The following is a 19,223-nucleotide window of genomic DNA, read 5'->3' as shown; positions in this document are numbered from 1 at the left end:
AACTGGACTACTGCTGCAGGAGCGGATTTCCGGGCACTGAGTCCGGGCCGCAGGTGCACACGTACTGCTCGGGGGTCATGCGCAGTTCCGCCGCCAGCTCCTCCCACATCTGCGGGGTCTCGCCACACAACGAGACCGGGATACTGGGAGCGTAGCGCCGGACCTGCTCAAGCAGGAAGCGGTAGACTCGCGCACGAGCCTCGTGCGGGAAGACCTGCTTGCCCTGAGGGATGATCGGCGCCGGGCGCTGCGCCGGTTCCATCGCCGCGTACTGCTCCACGTACCCGCGGAACTCGTCATCCCACAGGTCCAGGTCGAGGATGTCGCCGATCACTCGCGGTTCGAGCCATTTGAAGGTGTCCATTGTCAGCAGGTCGGGCCGCACCCGGGTCAGGAGCTCCTCGATCATTGCCTCTGACTCCTCACGCCAGCCCCGCACCGGCACGAAGGGCGAGAACCGCATCCGCACGTGGTATCCGGCCTGCTGACACCGCTGGGCAGCGCCGATCCGCTCGCTCGTTGAGGCCGAGTTCTTCTCCACCAGCCTGCTGACGGTGTCCGGCGACAGCGACCAGCAGATGATGGTGTGGCCGCGGTGATCCAGGTCCAGCAGATGCTCCACGTTCGCACTCTTGGTGTACAGCATCAGGTAGCTTCCGTCGGGACCTGCGGGAGCAGCCTGCCGCGCGAAGAACCCCACCAGCAACTCAGATGCCCCGTACTCGGGCTCGAAGGTGATGGTGTCGGTGTGGTTGTCGTACTTGTAGAGCCGACACCAGGGGTTCTCCCTCACGAGCCCCTCCAGCCGCTCCACGAACTCCTCCAGGTTCACCACCAGGTTGAGGAAGTTGCCGACATCGCAGTAGTCGCAGCGATGCAGACAGCCCCAGGCGGAGTGCAGCTCCCAGGCGTTCTGGCAGACGCCGAGGTGCGTCTTCCGAGTGGCCCGACCATCTCGGTACGTCCACTCGCCTGTGCCCAGCAGATAGCCACGCCTCAGGTGAGGGTAGCGCTCCGCTGCCGCCTGTGCCTCCTGCGGTGTGCGCCAGCGGAAGGTGTTGAAGATGAGCGCGGGGTCGCCGGTACGCTTAAGCTGTCCCAGCCGCACGCCCGAAGCATCCCAGCGGTTCGCATGACTCAGCTCGTCGAGTTGCGCGTCATCGACCACGATCAGCTCCGGCCCGTCGATCTGCGCCAGCATCCTCTCGGCCCGTGCCAGGGCCGCCGGAATCTTGCATACAGACTCGTGGAGGTAGATCGCAGGTGGCTCAAAGGGGTACATGACCACACCTCGCAAGCAACATAACCCGGAGTCGCGACCGAAGGTGCCCTGTCGGCAGGCGGTAGTTCGCTCCCAGCTCCTCTTCCCCTTCTCGGGCCAGCCGCTCCGCCAAGGTGCCAGGCCCTGCACCGGAGAAGGAAGGCGGTGGCATGCCGTGTACCCCGCAGACGCGCAGGAGAGGAGACAGGCCAATGCTGCCCGGAGGACTTCTGCTGGTCGCAACCGCCCTGATGTGCCTGCTGACCGTGGCCGACGCCGAGGGTGAGGAGGATTCGAAGCCGCTGTCCTGGCGCGGTCAACACCTGAGCTGCGGTTCTCTCGAAGGCGCCGAGACGCTGGAGCGCCTCATCAACGAACAACTTGCCCCGCTCGGAGTCAACCTGCTTGTCGTCGAGGTGAACTACAACTTCCAGTTCCGCTCGCACCCCGAGATATCCCAGGGCTCGCTGGACTTCGCGGCTGCCCGTCGTCTCGCCAAAGCCTGCAAGGCCCATGGCATCAGGCTTGTCCCGCTGATGAACTGCCTGGGCCACCAGTCCTGGAGCGACAAGACCTTCTCCCTGCTGCGCGAGCACCCGGAGTTCGACGAGACACCGCAGATCCCGCTGAACAACCCCGACATCTACTGCCGCAGTTGGTGCCCGCTGCATCCCGGCGTCAACCCACTCGTCTTCGACCTCATGGACGAGTTGCTGGAGGCCTTCGAGGCCGACGCGCTTCACGTGGGGATGGACGAGGTCTTCCTGATCGCCAGTGACCAGTGCCCGCGCTGTCGGGGCAAGAGCCCGGCCGATCTCTTCGCACGCGCGGTCAACGACTACCACGCCCACCTGCGCAGCCGGGGTGCCGAGATGTTCCTCTGGGGTGATCGTCTCCTCGATGCCGGCAAGATGACCTACGGGAAGTGGGAAGCCAGCGCGAACGGCACAGCACCGGCCATCGACCTGGTGCCCCGCGATCTGGTCATCTGCGACTGGCACTATGAGCCGCGCGAGGACTACCCCTCGGTGCGCTTCTTCCAGGAGAAGGGCTTCCGCACGCTCGTGTCGCCCTGGCGGAACCCGGTCTCCGCGGAGGCGCTGATTCGCTGCGCCCAAGCGTCACGCACCGAGCGACTCCAGGGAGCGCTGTTCACGGGTTGGTCGACCGGTCCCGGTGGCCAGAAGCTGCTCGCTGGACTGCGCGGCGAACAGGGACCGGACGAGCACGGCTTCAGCGAAGCCCTGGTGCTGAAGCACTGCCTCCCGGCCTGCTTTGGTCGCCCCTTCAGCAAGCCCTAGGGAGCTGCCGTCGGTGCGGCCGTCTTGCTTAGGCTGGCACGGACGAGCATTGCCTCGAGCAACGTAGCCGCGATCCGGGCCATACCCTTATCTCCGGGATGGCCGGTGATGATCCCTGTGTAGTAGGGTTCGCTTCTGGCGTAGTTCGTCGGCTCCTTGCAGAAGGAGCTCAGGTCCACGTACGTGCGGTGTGAGGGGTCCTCGGCACAGACTTCCTTCTTGAGGTCGTCGAGGGCGCCGCCCGGGCTGAGTATCTGGCTGGTGACGAAGATCTGCGGATTGCCGGCCGCCTGCAGCGCGTTGAGCAGTGACCTCAGGGCTTCCTTGAAGGGGGCCGGTTCGAACTTGTCGCGGACGACGTTCTCCCCGCACTGCAGGACCACGATGTCCGGCTTCCAGTCGAGCTGCTTCTGCAGTGGAGCGTTGCTATAGTCGGTGTACGCCCGCTCAAGGGTGCCGGCAACGCTGACGATGTTCGCCGGTTCAGTGCCTGCCGGTCCGTCTTTGGTCTCAGTGATGCTGAGACGCAGGTGCCCACCGGTGCGGGCCTCGAGGGACGCCGCCAGAACGTGTACGAAGTCCTTCTCCGGCACGCTGGCCGCCATCCCACAGTTGTGCAACCACCCGTAAGGCTCATGCCGTCCATGCAGCGTGAGGCTGTTGCCCAGAAACAGGATGCGGTCCGCCTTCATGGTCCCCAGCATGGCGGATTGCGCTTGTCCCTCGGCGAGGCAACCGCACGGAATCAGGCAACCGGCAAACACGAGCGTGGCAAGCGAACACGACCTGCCTAGTATCGAGTAGTTCATCTCTTGGTGCGACCTCCAGTCAGATCAGGAGAAACAGAGTCACAACAGGCGAGGTGCAACGAGACCCTTGTCCATCTCTCTGTGAGGGTCGTTCACTCACTTGGCCTTCAGCCACACCACCAGGTAATCCAGCGGCTTAAGGCTCACGTCGAGAGCCCCGTCCTTCGCGGCCAGGCTCTTGTCGGCCATCACGTCGGAGGCGCTGAGCTCTGTGGGTTGCTCGAGACGCTTCAGGTTGAAGGTCACCGTCCCCCTGGCCTCCTCACGCCCAAGGTTCGAGATAACCGCGACGAAACCCTTACCGGGGCGGTTGTAGAGGCTCACCTTGAGGTCTCTGGCGCTGCTGCGGACGTACGGGCCGTTCTCCCAGTAGGGCAGCCAGCGTGCCTCCTTGCGCCCGAAGTCGTCCATCAGCTTCCACAGCTTTGTTTCCTCGCTCAGCTTGTTGCGCACCAGCACATCATGCAGCAGCGTGAAGGCCATCGCCTCGTGCGAGGTATAGGGCTTGTTGTAGCAGAGGAACTCGGCCGGGACGCCCCAGTTGTGCCCCATGAACTCGCAGCGGAAGGCCTCCAGCGGAAGGACCTCCAGCGCGAAGGGTCCTCGGGCCATGCTGCCGAACTGCTCGCCGTCCCAGTAGCTCGTGGCCCAGGCCAGCGTTGGAATCGTCATGCAGGTGGACTGGTGAACGTTGACCTGTCCCCTGGGATTGTGGTGCTTCACGATGGTGTAGATCCGCTTCATCATCTCGCGGGTAGCGAAGATCGAGTAGGTCGTGCCGATGCTGCCGTCGGGGTTCACATACCCACAGCCATGGTGCGTGTTGCGGCAGCCCCAGGGCTCCGAGGTGCCGTCGAGATACACCCCGTCGGTGTCGTACTCCGCCAGTTCCTTCTCAAGGCCGTCAGCCAGAAAGTCCTGCCACGGTCCACGGTAGCAGACGATATAGGCTGTCTGTGGCGGCTGGCGCGTGTAGCCGCCGCCGCGAGGATAGACCAGGCACTCGTCGTGGTAGTTGTCCCACTCCGGCGCGATGTCGCTCATCTCGTACCCGTGGTAGAGCAGCAACTGGAGGTCTTTGGCATGGCAGGCCGCTACCAGCTTCCGTAGCTGATCGCCATGCGTCGTCGCCGGGTAGGCCTGAACGTCCGTCCAGTGCTCGTGGAAGCAGATCGTCCGCACGCCGAGCTGCGCGAGGTAGTCCAGTTCCGTAGTGGGCTTCCCCTCCGGTCCCTGACCAAGCGCGTTGCCGAACTTGCCTTCGTAGAAGCCGCCGCCGCTAACGACACCACCAGTGCCTTTTGCGGGAGTGGTCGCCTGCTTGCCGTTCGGTCTGAAGCTCTCATCGAGGTGGTCCAGCAACAAGGTCTGGGCATCGGCAACCGCCGGACGGGTGAGATCGAAGCTCTCCCGGGCCACGGAGGAGATGCGCACTTCATCAAGGTCCATCTCCGACGGCGCGAGCCCCAGCGAGATGGTACCTGCCTCGGCGTCTCCCGCGGGCAGGCCGGCATAGCGTCCTTCCGCCACCTTCACCCCATCCAGGTAGATGCGGCCCACTTCGCCCCAGGTGCAGGCGACATGGTGCCACTCTCCGGCCTTCCAGCGCGGATGCGAGCTGATCAGCAGCGGGTAGGCCTCGCCCTGCTTGTAGTACAGTCGCATGCCGCGGTCGTCGATGTTCCAGTACAGGCCCACGTGCGCCCCGCCACCGAGCTCAAGGTCGAACAGGTTGCGGTTCAGGGCGCCACGTCCGGGGTCTTTCGGGTCGATGCTCGGGTACGGGTCGAAGCGCGGCCGGACCCAGCACTCGAAGGTCCCCTGTTTCACGTCGAGGTTGCCCTTGGCCGGATAGGTCACTCCGGCGCTGCCCCGGTGCACTTGCGTCGGCAGGCTGTAGTTGCCCGCATGGCTGATGCGGTAGTCCCACACGTCCGGCGTCATGGGCTTCACCGGAGTAGCCTGGAACCCGAAGGTGTAGTCCAGCGGTTCCTTGACCCTCTGCGGCGAGGTGATGAGGTTCACCCGCAGGACGACCCGGTCACCCTCGCGGCTGATGTCGATGACCTTGGCCTCGCCGTCGCCGAAGAAGTTGCGGTCGGACTCACTGAACCAGCACAGGCCGCGCTTCTCGTCGCCCAGCCAGAGAAAGGGCTTGAAGGGGCCGTGGAAGCCTTCCGGCGGCAACGCTCCGGCATTGTAGGCACTCCCCCAGCGCCCCGGCCAATGATATAGGTACCGGGCGAACCGTGCCTTGATCGGCACTTCCAGGGTCAGGGCCTCGACGGTCGCCTCGCCCTGCGGAGCGATCCGGAAGTCCGACCGGATCATCCCGTCATACTCCAGCCTCACGGTCCCGGTGCAGTTGAGCCCGGCGGTGCGCGCCTGGGATTGCAGCGTGACGACGCTGGGCTTCGCCTGCGTCACGCGGGCGTCCTGACCCTCCCAGCGAATCTTCTGACCTGCGACGGTGCCGACCAGGGTGATCGGCCCGGCCAGCACTTCCTCCCCGGCGGTGATCGCCGAAGACGGGAAGGGAAGCGCCGAGAAGCCGTAGGTGCGGCCCCAGGGCATCACCTTGTTCCCGGACACCTGCAGCGGCGTCCAGGGCGCCAGCACCTCGTCGGAGATCCCGGCCTTGCTCCCCAGCCACGCAGGACGAGCCGGTTTCTCCAGCGCCACGGCGGTCTTGTAGAGGGTCTTCCCGTCAGCCGTCACCAGGTCTGCCTGCAACTGGCCTTTGCCCGGTGCAACCTTCCGCACATCAAGTTCGCTGCGCAGCTTCCCGTCGGTTCCCAGTGGCTGCAGCGGCGCCTCGACGCTGGTTCGACCCTCGGCATCGCACAGCTTCAGGGCCAGTCTCAAGTCGGCAGGCGAACGTCCGGCGCCCTTGGCGTCAGCCGTCACAACGAGAGTGCCCTCCAGCCAGTACTTCTCCACCGCCAGGGTCAGGGGCATCTGCACGATCACGGGTGTCTCGGCAGTCCACACGGTCTGACCGGCGCTCTTGACCTGAAGCGCCAGCCGGTAGTCCCCCGGCGCATCCCAGCCCTGATCTTGCGGGATCTTCGTCTGCAAAGCGAAGGTGCTTCGCTCCTGTCCGCCCTTCGCGGTAGCGCTGCCAACAGCCTCCGACTTCCCCTGCATCTGGCGGGTCAGGGCAAGCTCCGCACTGAGCGGCTGCCCACTCGGTCCCCACTCTCCGCGCACCGTCAGCACTCCCCCGGCAGCACGTTCGAGGCCACTCAGAACAACTGCCGGCGCCTGCGAGCGGAAGGTGACAGTCCCAAAGTTGGCCGGGTCATGGAGCCCCTGCTTCAGCGGAGCCCAGGACCGAATCGCTGCAAAGGGAGTCTGGCAGTCCCAGGCGAAGTTCGCCGTCCACGACTGGCCGTCCACCGGTGCCTTGATGCCCATTGCCGCGAAGGGAATCGCCATTTCCAGGCACCAGAAGCCGTCACCGCGGCCAGTCTTCGCGGTCCACATCGCGTTCCAGGTGGCGTCCTTCTCCTTCGACTCCCACTGCGTGCCACGGGCGTTCGCGATGAACTGGTAGTACGAGCCACGCGATCCGCCTGGGCCGAGGAACACCTCAAAGGCGTCGTCGTCCCAGAGCGTGCCGTCGTGCTGCGTAAGGGTCGCACGAGGGTTGGCGCCTCGCGGGAGAGGCAGCCGCGCGGCCACATAGAGACTCGCCGCATCGTAAGTCACGTACACCTGAGGCTGGACCGACGCAGCAGAGCCGCCGAGCTCGCTGAAGGGCCCCGGAGTGGTCGCCCTGTCCCACTCGCCGGGGGATAGCACACCGTCCACAGCAGGTGGCCTGCTGCACGCCGGCGCTGTGACCAACGGCGCAGCCTGACTACTCACGACGGTCGCGAACAGACCAAGCAGAGCGAGCGCGTTGCGTAGCATGTGGGCAGTCCCTCCCGGGATGGCCGAGCGGTTCGTACGGCGTTCGTGACACTTCGCCTTGCATGCCCCTTCGCCCTCTCATGACTGCACAGCGCATTACCATATACAGAGGGGAGGTCCCGAGTGTGCCAACGTCCAAACACCCCGCCATGAACTCCATCGCGACCGACTACCGACAGGACACAGGCATTCCCTATCCCCATCTGAAGGCCATCGCTGCAGCGGGCTTCACCCATATTCACTGGTGCCATCACTGGAACACCGACTTCCTCTACTCCCGCTCGGAGATCGACCAGATTCAGCAGTGGCTCACCGAACTGGGCCTCCAGGTCACCGACCTTCACGCCTCCGCAGGGAGCGAGAAGGGCTGGGCGTCGCCCCGCGAGTATGAGCGACTGGCAGGCGTCGAGCTGGTCTCGAACCGCCTGGAGATGACAGCCCATCTCGGCGCCGACGTCGTCGTGCTTCACATCCCCGGTGAGCCCGACGACGAGACCGAACGCCTCGCTTACTGGGACCGCGTGCGGCGGTCGCTGGATGCCCTTGCCGACTGCAGCCGGGCCACGGGCGTCCGCATCGCGCTCGAGAACGGCGGCACGACCCAGAGCTGGACGCCGATCGCCCGCGTCCTGTCAGACTACAGCCCCGACTTCATCGGCCTGTGCTACGACTGCGGGCATGGCAACATCTCGGGTGACGGTCTCAATCACCTTTCGAAGCACGCCGACCGCCTTCTCGCCATCCACCTGCATGACAACGACGGCTCGGGAGACCAGCACCAGCTCCCCTTCATGGGCACGGTCGACTGGGCGCGTCTCGCAAAGCTCATCGCCGCTTCGAGCTACCGCAAGTGGATCAACCTGGAGGTCTCGCAGTCACGCTCGGGCTATGAAGATGAGCAAGCCTTCCTGCGCGACGCCTTCGCCATCGCCAACCGCCTGACCGAGGCAGTACAAGCGGGCTAGGCCAGGCCCCGCCTCGCACCCTACACGTCCTCCTCGGGCAAAAGGAATCGCCGGCGGGAACGCGAACACCGCCTGTGTTTCCTGCGCACGCACACTCGGCCCTCGAGGAGGACGTACCATGCCCGCCTGGACCTTTGCTCTTGTGTGTCTGTTGCTCGCAGTCGCCGCGAACGCGGCACCCCCGGTCACGACGGTCTCTCTTGACGCGAACCGCGCTCTCTGCGTCAACGGTCAGCCCTTCTTCCCCATCATGATCTGGCTGCAGGACCCCGCGAATTTCCCGAAGGCCAAGGAGACCGGCTGCAACACGGTCGCGGGTTACTGGCCCGGCAGCGGCGGCACCAAAGATGTCGCCGAGTACCTCAAGCTCGTGGAGCAAGCGGGCCTGTACGGGGTCATGCCCTTCGACGCCAAGCTCAAGGGCCATCCGGCCTTGCTCGCCTACATCCACGGCGACGAGCCCGACCTGTCGCACGAGGAGAGCGATGCCCAGGTCCTGCCCGGCGAGGGCCTGCGGATCAACAAGAGCGCTCCGCTGTGGAAGATCCTCGATGGTGTCACCAGCACCTGGTCCGTCCTCGATCCAATGGAGGGCGCGTCCCTCACGATCAAGCCGAAGGCCCCCGTGAAGCTGCAGAAGCTGGTAGTCTGGCTGACCATCTCCGCCGGGCTGGCAGTGGCGAAGGACGTCGAGTTTTTGGCCGACGGCAAGCCCCTCGTGAGCGCAACCCTGGAGAACAAGCGCGGCGGTCAGGAGCTGACCTTCGCACCCACAGAGCTTGCCGAACTCACCCTCCGGGTCAAGAGCGCCTATCCCGGCACCAACGTCTGGGGCTCGATCAGCGAGATCCAGGGCCTCGACGCCGAGGGCAAGAACCTGCTCCTCAGCGCACCTCATCAGGTTCCCCGCGCCACACCGGAGGAGACGCTCAAGTCCTACCAGGACTTGCGGCAGGCCGACAGCTCCCGCCCAATCTTCATGACTCTGACCGCAAGCTTCATGCCCGTCTTCTCCAAGTGGCCCGAGGAGCAGCGCGAGCCCCTGTACCGCGCCTACATCGAGGCCGCCGATGCCGTCGGCTTCGACATCTACCCGCTCTATGGCTGGGGACGGGCAGACTGGATCGACCGCGTCAGCGACGGCGCCGCTCAGCTCCGTCAGCTTGCGGGCAACCGCCTCACCTACCAGTGGATCGAGACCTCCAAGGGCGGCCAGTGGGTCGGCGAGAAGAACCAGGTCGACGTAACCCCGCGCCATATCCGGGCTGAGGTCTGGATGGCGATCTGTCGGGGCGCAACCGCTATCGGCTACTTCACCCACATCTGGAAGCCCGCCTACTCGCAGTTCGGCGTGCCGCCCGAGAACGTGGCGGCGATGAAGCAGCTCAACGACCAGATCACGCGCCTGAGCCCGGTGCTATTGACCGCAGACAGCAAGAGAGAGGTCAAGATCACTCTCGCAGGCGATCTCAAGGCCGCCGTGCTGGCCAAGGAGCATGACGGCGCCCTGTACCTGTTCTGCGTCAACTGCGACCCGCACGATAAGGGCGGCCTGGCCACCCTCTCCGTCGCCGGGCTGAAGGCAGGCACCGAGATCGAGGTCGTAGACGAGGGCCGCAAGCTCACCGCCGCCGAGGGCAGCTTCACCGACGACTTCGGCCCTCTGGCTGTCCACGTCTACAGAATCGCCCAGTAGCCTGTTGCAGTCACTGAACCGGGAGCGTACTCCGTGTCTTGAGGATGGGCGAGAACGGCTTGGTGAGCATTGCCCACCAGGGGTAGAGCCTGAGAGCACTGTGTGGGCGGGCTACGCCCGCTAACCCAGTAACGCTGACCGGTGTTCTCGGCACCCGTCCACCAGCTCCGGCAGAGCTCCGTCGCGAACCACTACCCCGTCCTCGATGACGACGCCGCGTTCGCAGGAGGCAGAGGCAAAGGACAGGTCGTGGGTAGCGACCAGGATCGTGGAGGGCAGCGAACCGAGGAGGGCAATCAGGGATTCCCGTGCGGCGGGGTCGAGACTCGCCGAGGGCTCATCCAGCACCAGAAGACGGTTGTCTGTCACGAGCACCGAGGCGATGGTGAGCCGTTTCCTCTGCCCCAGGCTGAGGTTGAGGGGATGCTTGGCCTCCAGCCCGCAGAGGCCGGTGATGGACAGCGCCTCGTCGACGCGTTGCCGCACCTCGTCCCGGCTGTAGCCCGCGTTGATGGCTGCGTAGGCAGTCTCATCGAAGACGGTGGGCATGAACAACTGGTCGTCAGGGTTCTGGAACACGAGACCGACCTGCCGACGTATCGCCGCCAGATTCCGACGGATCAGCGGGAGCCCCAGGACACACACCTCCCCAGAGCCGCGCAGCAACCCGTTCAGGTGCAGGAGCAGAGTGGACTTACCGGCACCGTTGTTGCCCAGGACGGCGAGGCGCTCGCCCTCGCGCACGCGCAGGCCAATGCCCCGCAGGGCCTCGGTGCCGTCAGGGTAAGCGAAACGCAGGTCCTCGATGCTCACAGCCAGAGATGTGTCAGCCACAGCAGCGCCCCTGTCAGGAGAGCAAGCGCCAGGCCGTGTGAAAAGCGCAGCGGCCGGACCTCCAGCAACTCCAGGCTTCCTCGAAACCCCCGCGCTGCCAGAGCCAGACCCTGAGTCTCGGCCCGGCGACCCAGCCTGAGCAGCAGCGTCTGACTCGTTGACGCCGCTACCCGCAACGCATAGAGCCCTCGCGGTCTTCCACGGGCTTCCCGTGCGCGTGACAGCCGCTGGACGTCCTCGCCCACAGCGTTCAGACCACGGACCATGAGGTAAGTCAGGACCGTCACCCGCGGCGGCAAGCGCCAGGCCATCAACCCTTCCAGCAGATCTCGCTCTGAGAGGGCGTGCGCAAAGGCGGTGAGCCACAGGACGATCAGTCCCGACTTGACCCACAGCGAGAGCACAAACGCCGCACCCTGGGCGGGCACGGAGCGTCCCCATAGCGGGAGTACCACCACCGGTGCACTCGGGGCAGCGGGAGCGAGGAGAAGAAGGGCTACTGCAACCAGTCCGCAGGAGACCAGGGGCAGGAGGCGATGCACCAGCGTCAACACCGGAGCTCGCAGAACTGCCATGGCGCAGAGCCCAAGACCCAGCATGGCGATAGGCCCGGCCCCGTGCGTCATGTCCAGGACTGCGCAGACGACAAGCCCGCAGGCAAGCAAACCAAGATGGAAGGCCGCGCTCACCAGGGGACCCACAGGCCCATTCCTCACCGCGTCGGCAACTCCTCGATCAGTTCCTCATCCGACAGCCCCTCCACGAAGGCAGCCCCGGCGACGTCGTTGGCGCGTTCCATCTCCTCAACGGCCTGTGCGATAGCCTCCGGACGCAGCCGAACCGTCAGCGTCTCACCCGTACTCCGCTTCCGGAAGGTCGCCGTAACGCCCTCGGCCACATGGTGATGGATGTTGCGCTTGCCAAGAGTGCAGCCGCTCGCGAACTGGATGCCGTCCATCGCACAGGACGGCGGCGGCGCGTCCGGGCAGTACACATCGGCCTCTACACCAAAGTGAGGATCGGCCTGGAGGCGTCGGAGCGCGTAGCGTCCCAACCGTAGACCCGCCACGACATACGGCCCGAGATGACCGTGAAAGGCCTTCAGGATGGTCATGTCGTCTACGCCTTCGGGCACGACGCCGCGATGCTCATGCTCCATAGGTGACCTTCCTCCAGCGTGATCCCAGTAGACTTGTCTTCTCCAGCGCACACACCGTCGCAGGGACCACAGTAAGTTGCAGAACGAGGCCCGGCCAGGCAAGAGCCAGGCTCAGCACCGCGTACTGCCAGATGCTCTGGTTGTAGCCCAGGGCATGGCCTATCGTCAAGAGCGCGAGCGTGCCCACAACCCGCGAGGCCACTAGGGCCAGGACGCAGGAAACCCACAGGGGCACACCAGCACTTCGGGCCAGCCCGGCGGCCGCAGCCAGCGCCGCAAGCTCGGCACTCATCAGCAGGGCAATCGGCGGCGCCATGGGGGGCATCCCGGTCAGCACGGAGGAGAGCAGTGGAGCCAAAAGCCCCACCAGTACCGATGTTCTCCATGAGACCAGCAGGCCTAGCGCCAGAATCGGCAGATACATCGGCAGGAAGACGGGGCCTACGCCCGGGCCGAGGGCATGGAATACCACCGGCAAGACGATGGCAAGCGCCCCAAACAGCCCGCCCAGGGCCACATCCCGAGCCTCGAAGAGCGGCTCGCGATCGGTCGCTTCCGGCGTCTCTACTGCCTCGGGAAGAGGGCTAGTCGGCTTCATAGGTGATGTCCCAGTATTTGCGCCAGGTGCTTTCAGACACGGCGGCCGCTGCTGCCGGCACCGGATTGCCTGAACTGTCGGCGTACTCAGTATCACTATGGTACACGCTCGGGTTCATCCACTTCGCGTGGCCGTCGCAGAACACGATGTTCGACCCACCGCCATGCACACGCGTGACCGCCCAGTAGCAGGTCGCACCGCCCGAGAGCAGCCCTTTCGGCCCGCAGGGAGGGCCGGCGTTGCAGCGATCCCACTCCACTATCAGAATCTTGTGGCTCGGCGAAACGATGGCGGTCTCGCTCTGCAGCGGCACACCGGTCACCACAGGTGAGCTGCAGCCGATGTTCAGTCCCTGACCGTAGTACCACGGCAAGGAACTCCGGCTCGGGCAGACATTGATCTGGGTGTTCTTGATGTACGGTTGGAGGTTCATCTTCCAGTTCGGGACCATCGGATAGGTCGAGTCATAGTCCTGAATGTACATGAAGAAGGCGGTTCCCAACTGACGCAGGTTACTCAGACATGTCACCTGCCGGGCCTTGTCGCGAGCTTTCGCGAACACCGGGAACAAGATGGCCGCCAGGATGGCGATGATCGCAATGACTACCAACAGCTCGATGAGTGTGAAACCACGCCGTGACATGATGTGGCCTCTCTCCACCTGCGACTGAGGTGCCGGCAAGCTCAAGCATTGTAGCACGAACGGAAATTCTGTGCTACCGCCTTTCGCACCTCTCTGTGTGGAGCGAGGAACCAGCCCGCGCTTGAGGCCGTCGGCGAGATGGGGGAAACGCAAACCGCCGGCACCGAAGTGCTGGCGGAGGGTCGACTCAAGTTCACCGTGACGGCCAAGACCCGGGCCTTCCGTCTGCATCAGTAACCCGACGCAGGGCGCCCTCCGGCCTCTCGTTCCCGGCTCTGGCTTCCCCCTCTAGGTGAGCCTCTTGGGAGAGCCGCCACCAACCTTTCCACGGCGCCGCAGCTTCTCGAGCACACTCTCAGCTGGCTTGTGCGCTCGCGGAGCCGAGGGTCCGCTCTTGGGAGGCATCAGCAGGTCCGCAAGCGCTTTCACACTTGCGCTCACCGGCGCCTCCGGGTTGCTGATGACGAAGGGAACGCCCGCATTCAGTGCGGCTACAGGGAGGTCGCCGCCGTCAGGAATCCGATAGGCGACGGAGTGGCCGAGGACCTGCTCGAGCTCCTCCACCGCATACCGGTTCTTCGGGGTCACACGATTGGCGATCACCCGGATCCGGTCCTTGCTGGTCCACTTGCCCGAGACGGCCTGCAAAAGAACGGACGTGTCGCGCAGGGTCGTGAGCTCCATCAGGTTGCAGATGACCAGGAAGTGTCCGCAACGCGTCATGATGTGCGCAGACGCCGGGGTGATGATGGGGGGCAGGTCAAACACCGTTACCCGGAACCGCCGTCGCAGCACTGTGAGCAGCCGCGCCACGAACTCCGGGGTGATCATCTGCTCCCTGGCCACAGGCTCGGTGGCGCCCGGCAGGAGCCACAGGCCACTGCTGTGCTTCACGAGGTACTGCTCAAGGTCCCCGTCCTCGATTGGCCCGTGCGCGGCGAGGTCAAGGATGCTGTGCCGGTGTGGCAGCCCCAGGGCAACCGCGTCATCGGCATACTGCGCGTAACAGTCGACCAGAACGGTCTCGTTGGGCATACGCTGAGCGAACACGCTCGCCAGGTTGACCGCGATCGAGGTCTTCCCGACACCACCCTTGGCGGCACTGACACCGACGACAACCGGTGCCTGCGTCGGGTCGGTGACCCGCGCGAACTCGACGGAATGACGTCGTTCGTCGATGGCCGCGATATCCGCCAGGATCTCCAGGAGTGCTCGGCTGTCAGCGTGCGGGCTCACACAACCACGAGCGCCCACCCGCATCGCGGTCTCCATCAGGAAGGCGGAGGGCTCGCCATCCAGGATCACCGTGGCAACCTCGGGCGCCGCGAGGCTGATGAGCTCACAAGTCTGGTAGCCGTCCATCCCCGGAAGCTCCGCGTGCACCACGCAGGCCATCGGACGCCACTCGCGCGCCATCTGCGCGGCTTCGAGCCCGTCCCGGGCCTCCCCGATTACGTCCACCAGGGCATGCTCTGCGAGGGCGGCACGCAACCAGGTAGCCGTCTCGGGGTCCGAGACTGCGAGCAGAACGGGGATCCGTTGTGCCTCGTCGGCCGGCTCTTTCCCAGGCATGCTGTCTCCTCGGCACCTCACGCCACTGCCGGTTGCTTGGACTTCGACGCTCGTCAATCCCAGCCCTCCCTTGCCCGGTTGTCCGAGACCAGGCAAGCACTCCACTCCCCGCCGGCTACGGGTTCAGGAACACCATGCTGCGCATGATGCTAACCGCGGCCGGCCCCAGCACAACCACAAACAGCGCTGGGAATATGAAGAACACCAGCGGAAACATCATCTTAACCGGCAGCTTCGCTGCTTCCTCACGGACCCACATCGAGTAGCGAGCGCGCAAGGCGTCCGACTGTCCACGCAAGACCCGCGCAATGCTGGTACCCATCTGGTCGGCCTGGTAGATCGCCGATGCGAAAAGCCGCAACTCCTCAACCCCGACCCGGTGCGAGAGATCTCGCCAGGCTTCCGCCCGCGTCTTGCCGAGGGCGACCTCTTTCAGCAGCCGCCCAAACTCGTCGGCCAGTGCACCCGGCTGACGACGCATGACCTCGGACAGAGCCTGATCGAGACCCAGACCGGCCTCTGCACAGGCGACCATCAGGTCAATGCTGTAGGGCAGTGCCACCTTTATGGCCCGCTCTCGGGTCTCTATCTGGCGTTCGAGCCAGTAGTCGGGCAGCAGGATCCCCGCGAAGGCCACGAGCACGGCCACCAGTCCGTTGGACATACCCGTCGCTATCGGCCATCGTAGCAGGGCGAGCCCCGCCAGGATACCAAGTGCCGTCGAAGCGGCGCGCAGACCCAGGAACTGGATCGCCGTTAGCCCATGAGGACTGCCTGCCCGTTCAACCCTCAGGCGCGCAGCGGCCAGAGTGCGTGCGGGGGTGATCGCCTCCAGCATCCCGCCCAGACGCAGCAGCAGCGGGACGACTACGCGCACGTGAAAGCTCTGGTCCAGGCCGGCAGCAAGGGGCAGGGGTCCGACGCGCCCACTCGCCTCCTGACCTGACAGAGAGGCGAGCTGCTCGGTCAGTCCCGGCTTCGATCTCATCGCCAGGACGCCAAACACAAGATAGAAGACCGATGCGAACCACAGCACTTCGATCGCCACTACTAGGATCATCGCTGTCCCGCCTCTACAGCTCGATCTTCACGAGCTTGTTCAGCACGTAGATGCCCAAGACGAAAGAGACCGAGCCGCCCAGGAGAATCAGGCGTCCCAGGGGGTCGGTGACCAGCGGATCGAGCCAGCCGGGCCTGATGAAAGCCAGCAGAACCGCCATGCAGGGAGGCAGCACAATGAGTACCCCCGCAGAGAGCCGCCCTTCGGCCGTCAGGGCTGCGACCTCACCGGCGAGGCGTACGCGCTCGCGAATCACCTCTGCGATGTTGGAGATCACCTCTCCCAGGCTGCCACCTGTTCGGTTCTGCACCTGGACCGCGGTGCACATCACTGCCAGGTCTGCCTGGTCCGTACGGAGCATCATCCGGTCGAGGGCCTCGTGCAGCGAAAGCCCCATGGCGAGCTCATCGACCACACGACGAGCCTCCTGCCCCAGAGGCGGCGGTGTACGGTCTCCCACGGCCTTCAGCGCCTGCGAAAACCCATAGCCGGCGCGGAGTGACGCACACATCTGATCAAGCGCGTCCGGCAATTGCCGCATCAGGGCTTGTTTCCGGCTGCTCTGGCAGATCTCCATGGCGACCCAGGGCAGCACGGTCAGCAGCGCAGCCCCGGTGACTGCTCCTGGCAGGCGCCAGATGAAGGCCCCTACAAGCCAGCCAACTGCCCCGGCCATCACACTCATCGCAACAAGCTCCGACGGACGTAGCGGCCAGCCCGCACGTATGATCCTCAACTGCAGCCGGCGTCCGAGGGGTGTTCGGGCAAGAACCCGCGTCAGGGTCGGTATCGCATCCGGGCGCGTGCTGATATCCGGCGGTTCAGGACTGTCCAGCGTCAGCAGCTTCTGCAGCGAGCGCTGGCCGGGCGCCGCTCCCGAAGTGCTCGACCATAGCGTGAAGAGGACAGCCGCAGCTACGACCACCAGTGCCAACAGGCCCCAGAGGAGGCTCGCAATCACCATTTGCTCGCACCACTCTCTCGGACGAAGCTAATCGGGAAGGGGATCCCCTGGGCCGCCAGGCGCTCGGCAAAGAGCGGCCGCAGACCCGTGGACTCATGTCGCCCCTCGACGCAGCCCTCCTCCGTGATACGGTCCTGCTCAAAGGCGAAGAGGTCGGTCAGGGCGATCACGTCGCCCTCCATTCTCTGTACCTCACTGATCTGTACGATCCGACGAACGCCGTCGCGGAACCTCGCTTGGTGCACGATCAGGTCGATCGCGGAGGCTATCTGCTCACGGATCGCCCGCGAGGGCAGCTCCGTCCCTGCCATCAGGACCATCGTCTCCAGACGCGAGAGCACGTCCTGAGTGCTGTTGGCATGGACGGTCCCCATTGACCCCTGATGACCGGTGTTCATCGCCTGGAGCATGTCCAGGGCCTCAGCACCGCGCACCTCACCCACGATGATGCGGTCCGGACGCATGCGAAGCGAGTTCCGCACCAGTTGCCGGATCGTGATCTCGCCCTGCCCTTCGAGGTTCGCCGGTCGGCTCTCGGTCGTGATCACATGGCGCTGCTGTAGCTTCAGTTCCGCCGCATCCTCAATGGTGATAATCCGCTCGTCACCGGGGATGTGCGAGGAGAGTGCGTTCAACGTCGTCGTCTTCCCGCTACCCGTTCCCCCGGAGATGATGATGTTGAGCTTCCCGACGATACAGGCTTTGAGGAAGTCACTGATCTCCTGGGACATCGTGCCGAAGGACACCAGGTCCTCCGGCGTGAACGGGCTCTGCGAGAACTTCCGAATCGTCAGATGCGGACCGTCCACGGCTAGTGGTGGGACGAGAACGTTGACGCGTGAGCCGTCCGGGAGTCTGGCATCGACCATCGGCGAGCTCCCATCCACACGCCTCCCAAGCGGCGTCACGATCTTGTGGATGATCCGCATGAGATGGTCGTCGCTAAGGAACCGTGCGGTAGTCTCCTCCAGACGTCCCTTTCGCTCGACGAAAACCATGTCATGTCCATTGACCATCACCTCGGTGACCGTCGGGTCATCGAGGAATCGCTGGATCGGGCCATACCCGGTGATCTCATCCACCACTTCTGCCTCAGCCCGTTGGCGCGCTCCGGTCGAAAGCGGTATGCCGGCCTCCGCGGCGATTCCACCCACCAGGCCCTGCACATGGGCCGTGAGTTCCTCGGGGCTGAGGTTGTCCAGCACCGTGAACTCGGTCTGCTTGAGGATGCGCTCGTGCACCAGCCGCTTGACCTCAAGCAGCCGCTGCTGCTGCTCCTCCTCGGCAGACAGGAAGGACGTGCTCTTACGCCCCTGGAATCGGCCCACGTAGCTCGTCATCTCCCAGCCCTCTGACCTCACGCAATCGGCCTGACGATGAACACCCCGCCACTACCCCCGACGCGAGGGTCAAGATCGCCGCCGCCACCGCTGAAGTAGTTGTACTGCAGGAACTGGACCTGGATCTTCTTGCCGCCCTGGCACACGTCGAGGAGCCACATCTCTGCGAAGCCGACGACAGTGAACTTCGCCGTCGACCCCGTGCCACCGGCGTAGTCGACGACGGGCACCTGGATGAGCCGTGGGTTATCCCTGGAGTAGTTGCCGGGCTCCGGCGTCTCCTGAGACCACGTCGGGTCGTTCATCGCGCGCTCCAGACGGGCCTGCCCCTGGTACTGCCCCGTCTCCTGTTCGAGATAGTGCTCCCACTGCCCGGTACGCTCGCCGGTTAGGGCGGTCACCACGCCGCCGGCTTGGACGTAGGCGGCTCTCGCAACCGCCTCGGACACGTTGTAGCCACTCAGTAGCTGCCGAAACCAGTCCTCGCCCGACACCGAGAAGTCGAGGAAGCCGAAACTGCCCGGCGGGACAGCGCCCTTGGGGTCATCCACCTTGAGAAGGTTGATTGGCCCGCCGCTCCCCAGCTCGGGCGAACCTGACGAGATCCACATCGGGATACATTGCATCCCGCTTGCGGCTCCTCGCACGACGACCGCATAGCGTGTCGCGATGCCTGTCGCACGGCCGATCACTCCGGCGAAGGCGAAGTCGACCTGCACATGCGCCTTCACCATGATGCCGTGAGTGCTGCCGCCAAGCTGGGTCAGCACGCTCCCGTCGGGTCGGAAGATGGTGCTCCCGGGCGGGTAGTAGGTCACGTCCTCCGATCCCACGACGGTCGGCCAGGCCGGGGCCTGTGCGATGTTGGTGGCGGCAAGGCTCAGCGCTGTGGTCGTCGCCACAGTGCTGTCGGGAAGCTTGCCACCTGCCCCGAAGGCCGAGGCGTCCGCGACGCTCTGCGCCCTCTGCGCCGCGACGTACATCCGCGTGACGTCGATCGACAGAGCCGCCATCCCCAGCAAGGCCCCGAGTGCCCCAAGCAGCATCACCAGCGCAGCACCCCTGCATACACGTGTCGTCCGGTATCGCGCTCTCATGGCCCTACC

Annotated in this window: 16 protein-coding genes; 3 read left to right on the top strand and 13 right to left on the bottom strand. The window is 65.0% G+C overall.

Translation table 11 applies throughout. The features are described from left to right. Nucleotides 1-7: 7 nt before the first annotated feature. Nucleotides 8-1,282, bottom strand: coding sequence for a spore photoproduct lyase family protein (locus ABFE16_16170; protein MEN6346840.1), 1,275 nt, complete (start codon nt 1,280-1,282; stop codon nt 8-10). A 191-nt stretch (nt 1,283-1,473) separates the two neighbouring features. Here ABFE16_16170 and ABFE16_16165 point away from each other — a divergent pair, with 191 nt between their 5' ends. Then, entirely contained in the window at nt 1,474-2,562 is a 1,089-nt protein-coding gene (locus ABFE16_16165) for a family 20 glycosylhydrolase (GenBank protein ID MEN6346839.1), read from the top strand. Here the strand turns inward: ABFE16_16165 and ABFE16_16160 are convergent. Then, nucleotides 2,559-3,371 (bottom strand): SGNH/GDSL hydrolase family protein, encoded by an 813-nt coding sequence (locus ABFE16_16160; GenBank protein MEN6346838.1) that lies wholly within the window; start codon nt 3,369-3,371, stop codon nt 2,559-2,561. The genes ABFE16_16165 and ABFE16_16160 overlap by 4 nt on opposite strands. 96 nt (nt 3,372-3,467) lie before the next feature. Further along, complete coding sequence (locus ABFE16_16155) at nt 3,468-7,286, bottom strand: glycoside hydrolase domain-containing protein (protein ID MEN6346837.1); 3,819 nt, start codon at nt 7,284-7,286, stop codon at nt 3,468-3,470. Between the two features lie 125 nt (nt 7,287-7,411). On the opposite strand from ABFE16_16155, the gene ABFE16_16150 reads away from it, so the two are divergent. Both ABFE16_16150 and ABFE16_16145 read left to right on the top strand, forming a co-directional pair. After that, nucleotides 7,412-8,251 carry a sugar phosphate isomerase/epimerase family protein gene (locus ABFE16_16150; GenBank protein MEN6346836.1) on the top strand — a complete coding sequence of 280 codons (840 nt, stop codon included), beginning with the start codon at nt 7,412-7,414 and terminating at the stop codon, nt 8,249-8,251. A gap of 118 nt (nt 8,252-8,369) precedes the next feature. Further along, nucleotides 8,370-9,947, top strand: coding sequence for a hypothetical protein (locus tag ABFE16_16145; protein ID MEN6346835.1), 1,578 nt, complete (start codon nt 8,370-8,372; stop codon nt 9,945-9,947). A 120-nt stretch (nt 9,948-10,067) separates the two neighbouring features. Here ABFE16_16145 and ABFE16_16140 read toward each other — a convergent pair whose 3' ends face one another. The 10 genes from ABFE16_16140 to ABFE16_16095 form a co-directional block, all read right to left on the bottom strand. After that, nucleotides 10,068-10,781 carry an ABC transporter ATP-binding protein gene (locus ABFE16_16140; GenBank protein MEN6346834.1) on the bottom strand — a complete coding sequence of 238 codons (714 nt, stop codon included), beginning with the start codon at nt 10,779-10,781 and terminating at the stop codon, nt 10,068-10,070. After that, entirely contained in the window at nt 10,757-11,482 is a 726-nt protein-coding gene (locus ABFE16_16135; protein MEN6346833.1) for an energy-coupling factor transporter transmembrane component T, read from the bottom strand. Before ABFE16_16135 ends, ABFE16_16140 begins: the two co-directional genes overlap by 25 nt. 11 nt (nt 11,483-11,493) lie before the next feature. Beyond that, nucleotides 11,494-11,940, bottom strand: coding sequence for a formylmethanofuran dehydrogenase subunit E family protein (locus tag ABFE16_16130; protein ID MEN6346832.1), 447 nt, complete (start codon nt 11,938-11,940; stop codon nt 11,494-11,496). After that, entirely contained in the window at nt 11,930-12,538 is a 609-nt protein-coding gene (locus ABFE16_16125) for an ECF transporter S component (GenBank protein ID MEN6346831.1), read from the bottom strand. The genes ABFE16_16130 and ABFE16_16125 overlap by 11 nt, the downstream gene beginning before the upstream one ends. After that, complete coding sequence (locus tag ABFE16_16120; GenBank protein ID MEN6346830.1) at nt 12,525-13,181, bottom strand: prepilin-type N-terminal cleavage/methylation domain-containing protein; 657 nt, start codon at nt 13,179-13,181, stop codon at nt 12,525-12,527. The genes ABFE16_16125 and ABFE16_16120 overlap by 14 nt, the downstream gene beginning before the upstream one ends. A 288-nt stretch (nt 13,182-13,469) precedes the next feature. Beyond that, a complete protein-coding gene (locus ABFE16_16115) occupies nt 13,470-14,753 on the bottom strand; it encodes a response regulator (protein MEN6346829.1) in 1,284 nt (427 codons plus the stop codon). A 115-nt stretch (nt 14,754-14,868) separates the two neighbouring features. Then, nucleotides 14,869-15,813 carry a type II secretion system F family protein gene (locus tag ABFE16_16110; GenBank protein ID MEN6346828.1) on the bottom strand — a complete coding sequence of 315 codons (945 nt, stop codon included), beginning with the start codon at nt 15,811-15,813 and terminating at the stop codon, nt 14,869-14,871. 13 nt (nt 15,814-15,826) lie between these two features. Further along, complete coding sequence (locus ABFE16_16105) at nt 15,827-16,777, bottom strand: type II secretion system F family protein (protein MEN6346827.1); 951 nt, start codon at nt 16,775-16,777, stop codon at nt 15,827-15,829. Continuing rightward, nucleotides 16,771-18,117, bottom strand: coding sequence for a CpaF family protein (locus ABFE16_16100; protein MEN6346826.1), 1,347 nt, complete (start codon nt 18,115-18,117; stop codon nt 16,771-16,773). The genes ABFE16_16105 and ABFE16_16100 overlap by 7 nt, the downstream gene beginning before the upstream one ends. Nucleotides 18,118-18,134: 17 nt before the next feature. After that, a complete protein-coding gene (locus ABFE16_16095; protein MEN6346825.1) occupies nt 18,135-19,214 on the bottom strand; it encodes a pilus assembly protein TadG-related protein in 1,080 nt (359 codons plus the stop codon). Nucleotides 19,215-19,223: the final 9 nt, after the last annotated feature.

The organism is Armatimonadia bacterium (genome assembly GCA_039679385.1).
GTDB lineage: Bacteria > Armatimonadota > Zipacnadia > Zipacnadales > JABUFB01 > JAJFTQ01.
This window is presented reverse-complemented; position numbering and strand designations above follow the sequence as displayed.

What these genes read in the sequence shown, in the direction of transcription:
- ABFE16_16125 (MEN6346831.1), bottom strand. Translation starts at nt 12,538, where the DNA reads ATGAAGCCGACTAGCCCTCTTCCCGAGGCAGTAGAGACGCCGGAAGCG.
- ABFE16_16120 (MEN6346830.1), bottom strand. Translation starts at nt 13,181, where the DNA reads ATGTCACGGCGTGGTTTCACACTCATCGAGCTGTTGGTAGTCATTGCG.
- ABFE16_16130 (MEN6346832.1), bottom strand. Translation starts at nt 11,940, where the DNA reads ATGGAGCATGAGCATCGCGGCGTCGTGCCCGAAGGCGTAGACGACATG.
- ABFE16_16145 (MEN6346835.1), top strand. Translation starts at nt 8,370, where the DNA reads ATGCCCGCCTGGACCTTTGCTCTTGTGTGTCTGTTGCTCGCAGTCGCC.
- ABFE16_16100 (MEN6346826.1), bottom strand. Translation starts at nt 18,117, where the DNA reads ATGACGAGCTACGTGGGCCGATTCCAGGGGCGTAAGAGCACGTCCTTC.
- ABFE16_16155 (MEN6346837.1), bottom strand. Translation starts at nt 7,286, where the DNA reads ATGCTACGCAACGCGCTCGCTCTGCTTGGTCTGTTCGCGACCGTCGTG.
- ABFE16_16160 (MEN6346838.1), bottom strand. Translation starts at nt 3,371, where the DNA reads ATGAACTACTCGATACTAGGCAGGTCGTGTTCGCTTGCCACGCTCGTG.
- ABFE16_16105 (MEN6346827.1), bottom strand. Translation starts at nt 16,777, where the DNA reads ATGGTGATTGCGAGCCTCCTCTGGGGCCTGTTGGCACTGGTGGTCGTA.
- ABFE16_16165 (MEN6346839.1), top strand. Translation starts at nt 1,474, where the DNA reads ATGCTGCCCGGAGGACTTCTGCTGGTCGCAACCGCCCTGATGTGCCTG.
- ABFE16_16110 (MEN6346828.1), bottom strand. Translation starts at nt 15,813, where the DNA reads ATGATCCTAGTAGTGGCGATCGAAGTGCTGTGGTTCGCATCGGTCTTC.
- ABFE16_16095 (MEN6346825.1), bottom strand. Translation starts at nt 19,214, where the DNA reads ATGAGAGCGCGATACCGGACGACACGTGTATGCAGGGGTGCTGCGCTG.
- ABFE16_16115 (MEN6346829.1), bottom strand. Translation starts at nt 14,753, where the DNA reads ATGCCTGGGAAAGAGCCGGCCGACGAGGCACAACGGATCCCCGTTCTG.
- ABFE16_16170 (MEN6346840.1), bottom strand. Translation starts at nt 1,282, where the DNA reads ATGTACCCCTTTGAGCCACCTGCGATCTACCTCCACGAGTCTGTATGC.